Origin of the sequence: Rhizobacter sp. (assembly GCA_021153565.1) — a bacterium.
Lineage (GTDB): Bacteria > Pseudomonadota > Gammaproteobacteria > Burkholderiales > Burkholderiaceae_C > Albitalea.
The window spans coordinates 1-6,907 of sequence record JAJKJU010000064.1 but is presented as its reverse complement, the minus strand read 5'-3'; the positions used below and the strand labels follow the sequence as shown (position 1 = coordinate 6,907).

At 63.8% G+C, this 6,907-nt stretch carries 5 protein-coding genes; 2 read left to right on the top strand and 3 right to left on the bottom strand.

The annotated features are described in order from the left end of the window. On the bottom strand, positions 1–220 hold a 220-nt coding region (locus tag AC30NL_RS04075; RefSeq protein WP_489462734.1), incomplete at its 3' end, for a hypothetical protein. 81 nt (positions 221–301) lie between these two features. Between AC30NL_RS04075 and AC30NL_RS04070 the strand changes: the two genes are divergently transcribed. Beyond that, positions 302–592: a helix-turn-helix transcriptional regulator gene (locus AC30NL_RS04070; protein WP_489462733.1), complete on the top strand. Its 291-nt coding sequence runs from the start codon at positions 302–304 to the stop codon at positions 590–592. 5 nt (positions 593–597) lie between these two features. Continuing rightward, complete coding sequence (locus AC30NL_RS04065) at positions 598–1,872, top strand: type II toxin-antitoxin system HipA family toxin (protein ID WP_489462732.1); 1,275 nt, start codon at positions 598–600, stop codon at positions 1,870–1,872. A gap of 85 nt (positions 1,873–1,957) precedes the next feature. Here AC30NL_RS04065 and AC30NL_RS04060 read toward each other — a convergent pair whose 3' ends face one another. Further along, positions 1,958–5,071: an efflux RND transporter permease subunit gene (locus AC30NL_RS04060; RefSeq protein ID WP_489462731.1), complete on the bottom strand. Its 3,114-nt coding sequence runs from the start codon at positions 5,069–5,071 to the stop codon at positions 1,958–1,960. Further along, a complete protein-coding gene (locus AC30NL_RS04055; protein WP_489462730.1) occupies positions 5,068–6,402 on the bottom strand; it encodes an efflux RND transporter periplasmic adaptor subunit in 1,335 nt (444 codons plus the stop codon). Before AC30NL_RS04055 ends, AC30NL_RS04060 begins: the two co-directional genes overlap by 4 nt. Positions 6,403–6,907: the final 505 nt, after the last annotated feature.

Here is a 6,907-nt window from a genome sequence, read left to right as displayed (position 1 = left end):
CCCAGTGTTCAAAGAGGACGTACTGAAGCAAGGATCGCAAGTGCTCGAAGAAGGTGCGGCGCGAAGGCAGCTTGGCACGCACGCTGCGCCAGGGCTGGTTGGCCCAGTCCAGCGCCGTGTGCACCAGGTATGCCAGCAGGGTTCGCGGCCGGGTCAAGGCTGGCCGCAGGCCACCGAAGGGCTTGGCCTTGACGAGAACATCGACCTTCCTTGACCCCACAGGCCTCAACCAATAATATGTGTTTGCGCACTCTTTACACCACTTAAAACTTGCCCAATGAAGACTTCAGCTTCCCGCGCCATGTTGCCCCTCCCTGCGGAGGATGCATTGCTGCGGCTGGGTAGCCGCCTCAATCGAGCACGTCGTGCACGCTACCTGACGCAGGCCGACCTGGCCTCGAAATCGAGCGTGAGCTTGAGCACGATACGCGCGATCGAGTCCGGCTCGCCAACCGTGCAGACGGGCTTCTACCTCTGCGTGCTCTTTGCGCTGGATATGCTCGACAGCCTGGAGAAAGTAGCCGTCCTCGCCGAGGATGCGGCGACAGTGGACCGCCTGAGCGAGGACCTGCCCAAGCGGGTGCGGAGGTAGCAGCAATGGCTGACGCTGTGACCAAGCCGGTGTGGGTCTGGCCTGCTGGTGCCGTCCAGCCTGTGCGCTGCGGCACCTTCACATGGCGGGAAGGGCTCGGCGAATTCGCCTACGAGCGCGAGTACATGGACCTCGCTGGGGCAACGCCGCTCGACCCAGTGAATCTTCCCTTCTCACGCTCGAGACGCCCGCAACGCGAGACCCGACAAAAAGGTCTTTTCGGTGTGCTTCGCGATGCATCGCCCGAAGGATACGGCCTTGGCCTACTTGAGAACATCGAGGGCCGCGCGCTCGACCCAATCGACCGCCTTGAGGTGTCGCTCGGCGACGGCGCGGGTGCCGTCGAGGTCTGCAACGACATTCAGCGCAAGGTCGACTTCCAGCCGATTCCGCTGACCGACTTTCTGGGCAAGCTCACCGACATGCCCGAGGGTGTACCGGTGAGCCGTGTCGTACGCGACTTACACGGCGTCCTTGGAACCACGCTCGGCGGCGAGCGGCCAAAGATGACCGTGAGGCACCGTGGCCAGCACTGGATTGCCAAGCTGCAGGACCGAGGCGATGCGCCGAACTCCCCGCTGCGCGAGTACCTGGCGATGAAGTCCGCGAGCGCCGCGGGCGTCCGCGCGGCCGATGTGGAACTCCATCGCGCCGGACCGCACCAGCTCGTTGCGGTGAAGAGGTTCGACCGCTTGACGCGTGACGATGTCCTGGTCCAGCGACACGGCTTCGCCAGCGCGCACACGATGCTGCGCCTGGATAGCACCACGACGCGCGGCGACCCGCAGCGGTCCTACCCCTACCTCGCCGCCGAGCTGCAGCGCTGGTGCGGGGCCGAGGGCGTCGACGTTCAAGAAGTGAAGCGAGAGCTGTGGCGGCGCATGGCGTTCAATGCCGTCTGCGGCAACGGCGACGACCACCCGCGCAACCACGGCGTGCTGTGCGTCGACGGACGATGGTCGCTCTCACCGGCCTATGACATTGCGCCGTACATCACCTTCAACGCCTCTCTGTCGATGAGCATCACGCGCGAAGGCCACGCCCAAGCCGCGCGCTGGACCCTGCTGCGCGACTGCGACACCTTCGGCTACGACGAGGACGAAGCCAACGGCTTCATCGACCAAGCCATCGCGACCATGCAGCAGACCTGGGAAGCCGAGCGAGAGGCCAAGGGCTTCGGGCCGGACGATGCGCCAACGCCACGGCCGCAGCAATGGCTCGAGACAGAGCAGCCGGTGGACCTGACGCCGAAGCGGCGACCGCGTGCGCGGCGCCCCTGAGGCAAACCGCCCGAACAAAGCAAGTTGCAATGGGCGACCCCCTCGAATAAAACCGGCCCGCAGTGCATTGACTTTGACCGTAACTCTAGGAACTTTGCGACGCTGAGGCGGCCTTGGCCTCGGCCGCCGCTTCCGGGGTCGTCACCGGCCCCTTGCCACTGAATCTATCGAGCGCCAGATAGATCACGGGCGTAATGAACAAAGTAATTGCCTGCGAGAACACAAGCCCCCCCACCACCGCCAGACCCAGCGGCTGGCGAAGCTCAGCGCCTGCGCCGAGGCCGAGCGCGATCGGCAATGCCCCCATCAACGCCGCAAGCGTCGTCATCATGATCGGCCGGAAGCGCAGGATGCAGGCCTCGCGGATCGCCGCGGCCGGCGACATGCCATGCGTGCGCTGTGCATCGAGCGCGAAGTCAATCATCATGATCGCGTTCTTCTTCACGATGCCAATCAGGAGCAGGATGCCGATGGTCGCGATCAGCGTCAGGTCCTGGTTGAAAAGTCTCAGCATCAGAAGCGCGCCAACTGCCGCCGATGGCAACCCCGCCAGAATCGTGATCGGGTGGATGTAGCTCTCGTACAGCACGCACAGCAAGACGTAGATCACGAGCAGCGCCGCGATGATCAGAATGGCTTGGCTGCCCTGCGAACTCTTGAACACCGCAGCATCGCCGCCATAGCTCGTGATGACGGAACTCGGCATGCGCAGTTCCTCGCGCGCTTGCTCTATCTTCGCCGTTGCATCGCCCAGTGCCGCCCCCGGCGCGAGGTTGAACGACACCGTCACCGCCTGAAGCTGCCCCACGTGGTTGATGGACGTCGGGCCCACCGTGCGCTCCACCGTCGCGAAGCTCGACAAGGGCACGAGCGACCCGCTGGACGATCGCACGTAGATGTTATTGAAGGCACCTTCGTCCTGCCGCGCCTGGGCAGTCAATTCCATGATGACCTGGTAGCTGTCGACCGGCGTGTACATGGTCGACACCTGCCGCTCGCCGAAGGCGCTGAAGAGCGCGCTGCGAATGGCATCGATCGACACACCCATGGTGTTGGCGCGGTCGCGGTCGATCTTGAGCGATGCCTGCAAACCGCGCAGTTGCGAGTCGCTCGTCACGTCGCGGAACAGCGGGTCGGCGCGCAGGCGCTCCTGCAGCTTCACCGCCCAATCACTCAGTTCGTCGGCCTTCACGCTTTGCAGGATGTACTGGTATTGCGCCTTGCTGGGCCGGCCGCCCAACTGCAGGTTCTGAATCGGTTGCATGAAGACGCTGATGCCTGGAATCTCGCGCATCTTCCTGCGCAGGCCTTCAATCACCTGCTTCATAGGCACACGTTCGGCACGCGGCTTGAGATTGATGAACATGCGGCCCGTGTTTTGCGCTCCGCCGCCACCGTTGAACGAACTCACGGTCAGCACCGACGGGTCGTTGCGCAAGACAGCTGCCACGCGGTCCTGCAGCCTGACCATCTCGGGGAAGGAAGTATCTTCGGAGGCTTCGGTGGTGATGCGGATCTGTCCGATGTCCTCTTCGGGGAAAAAGCCCTTGGAGATCGTCATGAACAGCCAGCCGGTCGCAACGAAGGTGGCCAATGCCACCACCAGCACGAGCTTGCGGTGGCGCAAGGCGGCATCGAGCGACCGGGTGTAAGCCTCCAGCGTCTTGTCGAAACCGCGTTCGAACATCCTCACCATCGCTCCCGGCGGCTTCTTGTGTGCATCATCGGAGAGGAATCGGCTCGCGAGCATGGGCACGAGAGTCAGAGACACGAAGGCCGAAGCGACGATGGCCAGCGAGACGATCCAGGCGAACTCGTGGAACAAGAGTCCGATCACGCCCGGCATGAAAAAGATCGGAATGAACACCGCGATCAGCGAAGTGGAGATCGAAATGATGGTGAAACCCACTTCGCGAGAACCCTGCAGCGCTGCCTGGAACGGCGGCATTCCATCCTCGACGTGCCGCATGATGTTCTCGAGCATCACGATCGCGTCGTCGACCACGAGACCCACGGCGAGCGTCAGACCCAGGAGCGAAATGTTGTCCAGCGTGTAGCCGAAGCCCCAGAGCAGCGAAATGGCGCCGACCAAGGACACCGGCAGCGACAGGGTCGGAATCACAGTCGCCACGAAGCGACGCAGAAACAGAAAGATCACGAGCACCACGAGCGCGATGGTGCCGAGCATGGTGAGCGTCACGTCATGCAGCGCGTCGCGGATGGAGATGGAACGGTCGTTCACCGGCGTCATGCGCACCGAGGCCGGCAACTGCGACTGGAAGCCCGGGAGTGCGGCACGCACCGAATCGACAACCTTCACGGTGTTGGCGTCGGGCTGTCGCAGGATAGCCAGCGTGATCGAGCTTTCGCCGTTGTAGCTGGCGTAGGTCTTGACCGTTTCGAAGCTGTCTTCGACCTGGGCCACGTCGCGCAGGCGCACGGGACTGGCGTTCTTGGTGGCAACGATGAGGTCGGCGAACTCGGCAGCGTTCTTGAGCTGCCGGTTGGCCTGAAGCGTCAGCGTCTGGCGCGGACCATCGAGCGTGCCCACGGGCGTGTTGACGTTGGCGGCGCGCAAGGCGGCGGTGAGTTCGTCCAGGCTGATGTTGCGCGCAGACAGTGCGTCGGGCATGACACGCACGCGCACCGCGTATCGCTTCTGTCCGAAGATGTTGACCTGCGCCACCCCGTCGAGCGTGGAAAGGGTCGGCGAAATCAGGTGCTCTGCGTAGTCATTCAGGTCAGAGAGGTTGAGCGAGGGCGAGGTCAGCGCAATCAGCAGCACCGGCGCATCGGCCGGGTTCACCTTGCGATAGGAAGGCGGCTGCGTCATGTCCTGCGGCAGGGAGCGAGACGCGCGCAAGAGCGCGGCCTGCACGTCGACCGCTGCCACGTCGATGTTGCGCCCTTCGTCGAATTCGAGCGTGATTGACGTGTTGCCCAGCGTGTTCGTCGAGCTGATGACGTTGAGGCCGGGTATGGTCTGAAACTGTTTTTCGAGCTGCAAGGCCACCGAGGTCGCCATGGTCTCGGGGCTTGCCCCCGGCAACGACGCGGCGACGTTGATGACAGGCGTGTTGTAGCTTGGCAGTGCCGCGACCGGGATGCGGGTCATGGCGATCACGCCCGCGACGATGATGGCTGCATTGAGCAGCACCGTCATCACCGGACGGCGGATGAACAGTTCCGACAAGTTCATGACGTACCCCCGGACGAATCGGCGATTGCCGCGCGGGATGCATCGGCGTCGGCCCGGGCGATGGGGCCGGACCCCGGCTTGCCTCGACCGGCGCCCGATGCAGCGGGACCCGACCCGCCGCCGCCCGGCGCCGAAGCCCCGCCATGGCGACCACGCGCACCGGCCGGCCCGCTTGCATCATCCGCCGGACGCTCGACCACGTTGCTACCGTTGCGAAGGTTCTGGCGGCCGTCGAGCACGACGCGGTCGCCCGGTCGCACGCCCGTCACGACAGCGTCCGTCCCCGACGAGTAAAGCACCTCGACCGTCCTCGCAGCCGCCTTGTTGCCGGACTCCACCACGAACACGACCTTGCCCAGTGCTCCCTGCACGATGGTCGCCTGAGGCACGACGATCGCGTCCTTGATGGTCTGCACGGTGAGCTTCACGCCGACGAAGGCACCCGGCCACAGCTTCTCGTCCTTGTTGTCGAATTGAGCCTTGACCTTGACGGTGCCTGAGGTGGCATCGACGGAGTTGTCGACGAAGGACAGCTTGCCCGCCAGAGTACCGCGGCCTTCGGGCAGCACCGCCGCGACATTGCCGCCGCCCGAGCGCAACGATTGCAAGGCGTCCTGCAGATTGCGCTGAGGCAGGTTGAAGCTGACCGCGATCGGGTCGAGCTGCGTGATGGTGACGAGCGCCGTGGCCGTGGTCGGCTGCACGAGCGTGCCGGGGAAGACGTTGACTGTGCCGGCGCGGCCCGAACTGGGCGCCACGATGCGGTTGTACGAGAGGCCGACCTGCGCCGCCTTGATCGCCACCCGGTCGGATTCGACCACCGCTTGCTGCGCGTCGACGAGCGTCTGGTTGGTGTCCACCGCGACTTGCGAGACGAAGTTCTGCGCGAAGAGTTCCTTGCTGCGCGCGAGCTGGCGTTGCGCATCGGCGAGCGACGCCAAGTCTTTCTGCAGTTGCGCCTGCGCCTTGGCGACATTGGTCTCGTCAGGCCGCGCATCGAGTGTGAAGAGGACCTGCCCAGCCTTGACAAAGTCCCCCTCCTTGAAATGGACCTTGGTGATGGTGCTGCTGACCTGGGGTTTCACATCCACGCTGTTGAGCGCGGTGACGGTGCCGGTGGCTTCGAGCCGGACCTCGTAGTCACGCTTTTCAGCGCGCACGGAACTCACGCTGACCGCAGGACCACCGCCCCCCGACGCAGACGCGGAAGCAGCGGCAGAGGCATTGCCCGACGGCGAATCGCCTTTGCCGCACGCGGAAAGCACCATCAGCAGCACGGCCGCACAGGCCCCAACCATCGTCTTTTCCATGCGAGTTCGGCGTTTAGTCATTCGGTGCATCGAGCGGCAGACCATGGTGCTCGAGGGGTGTTGCTGCAATGTTGCGCGCACCTCAACCGCAATCGGATTGTCGCGTCCTTGCGGACAAACGCACAGGCTGGGCGCAGCACGCAACCCTGCTGACTCAGAGGCAAGAGGCAAGAGGCAAGAGGCAGAGGCAGAGGCAGAGGCAGAGAGTTTTTCGATCATGCCCGCTCATCACGCCAAAAGCCCCTTGCTCGTCGTTGCAAATGCACGCCATAGCCAAGCTATGGCTGCGCTTTGCGCCTAGATCGAGCGCCTTTTGACGTGCTGCTCGGACACGTTCGACATACTCCTAGCCTCTCAGGGGCACCCCTTTCAAGGTCTTCGCTCCCTCCCCCTCCGGGACTGACCTTTACGCACGCTGGACACGGGGAAAGTTGCGCGTCTTTACTGGCTTTGACGACATTCTTTTGCAGTGATGTGAGTTTTCGACCGAAATCGATGTGAATTTCAGATGCATCAGGGGAGATGG

What these genes read in the sequence shown, in the direction of transcription:
- AC30NL_RS04070 (WP_489462733.1), top strand. Translation starts at nt 302, where the DNA reads ATGTTGCCCCTCCCTGCGGAGGATGCATTGCTGCGGCTGGGTAGCCGC.
- AC30NL_RS04055 (WP_489462730.1), bottom strand. Translation starts at nt 6,402, where the DNA reads ATGACTAAACGCCGAACTCGCATGGAAAAGACGATGGTTGGGGCCTGT.
- AC30NL_RS04060 (WP_489462731.1), bottom strand. Translation starts at nt 5,071, where the DNA reads ATGAACTTGTCGGAACTGTTCATCCGCCGTCCGGTGATGACGGTGCTG.
- AC30NL_RS04065 (WP_489462732.1), top strand. Translation starts at nt 598, where the DNA reads ATGGCTGACGCTGTGACCAAGCCGGTGTGGGTCTGGCCTGCTGGTGCC.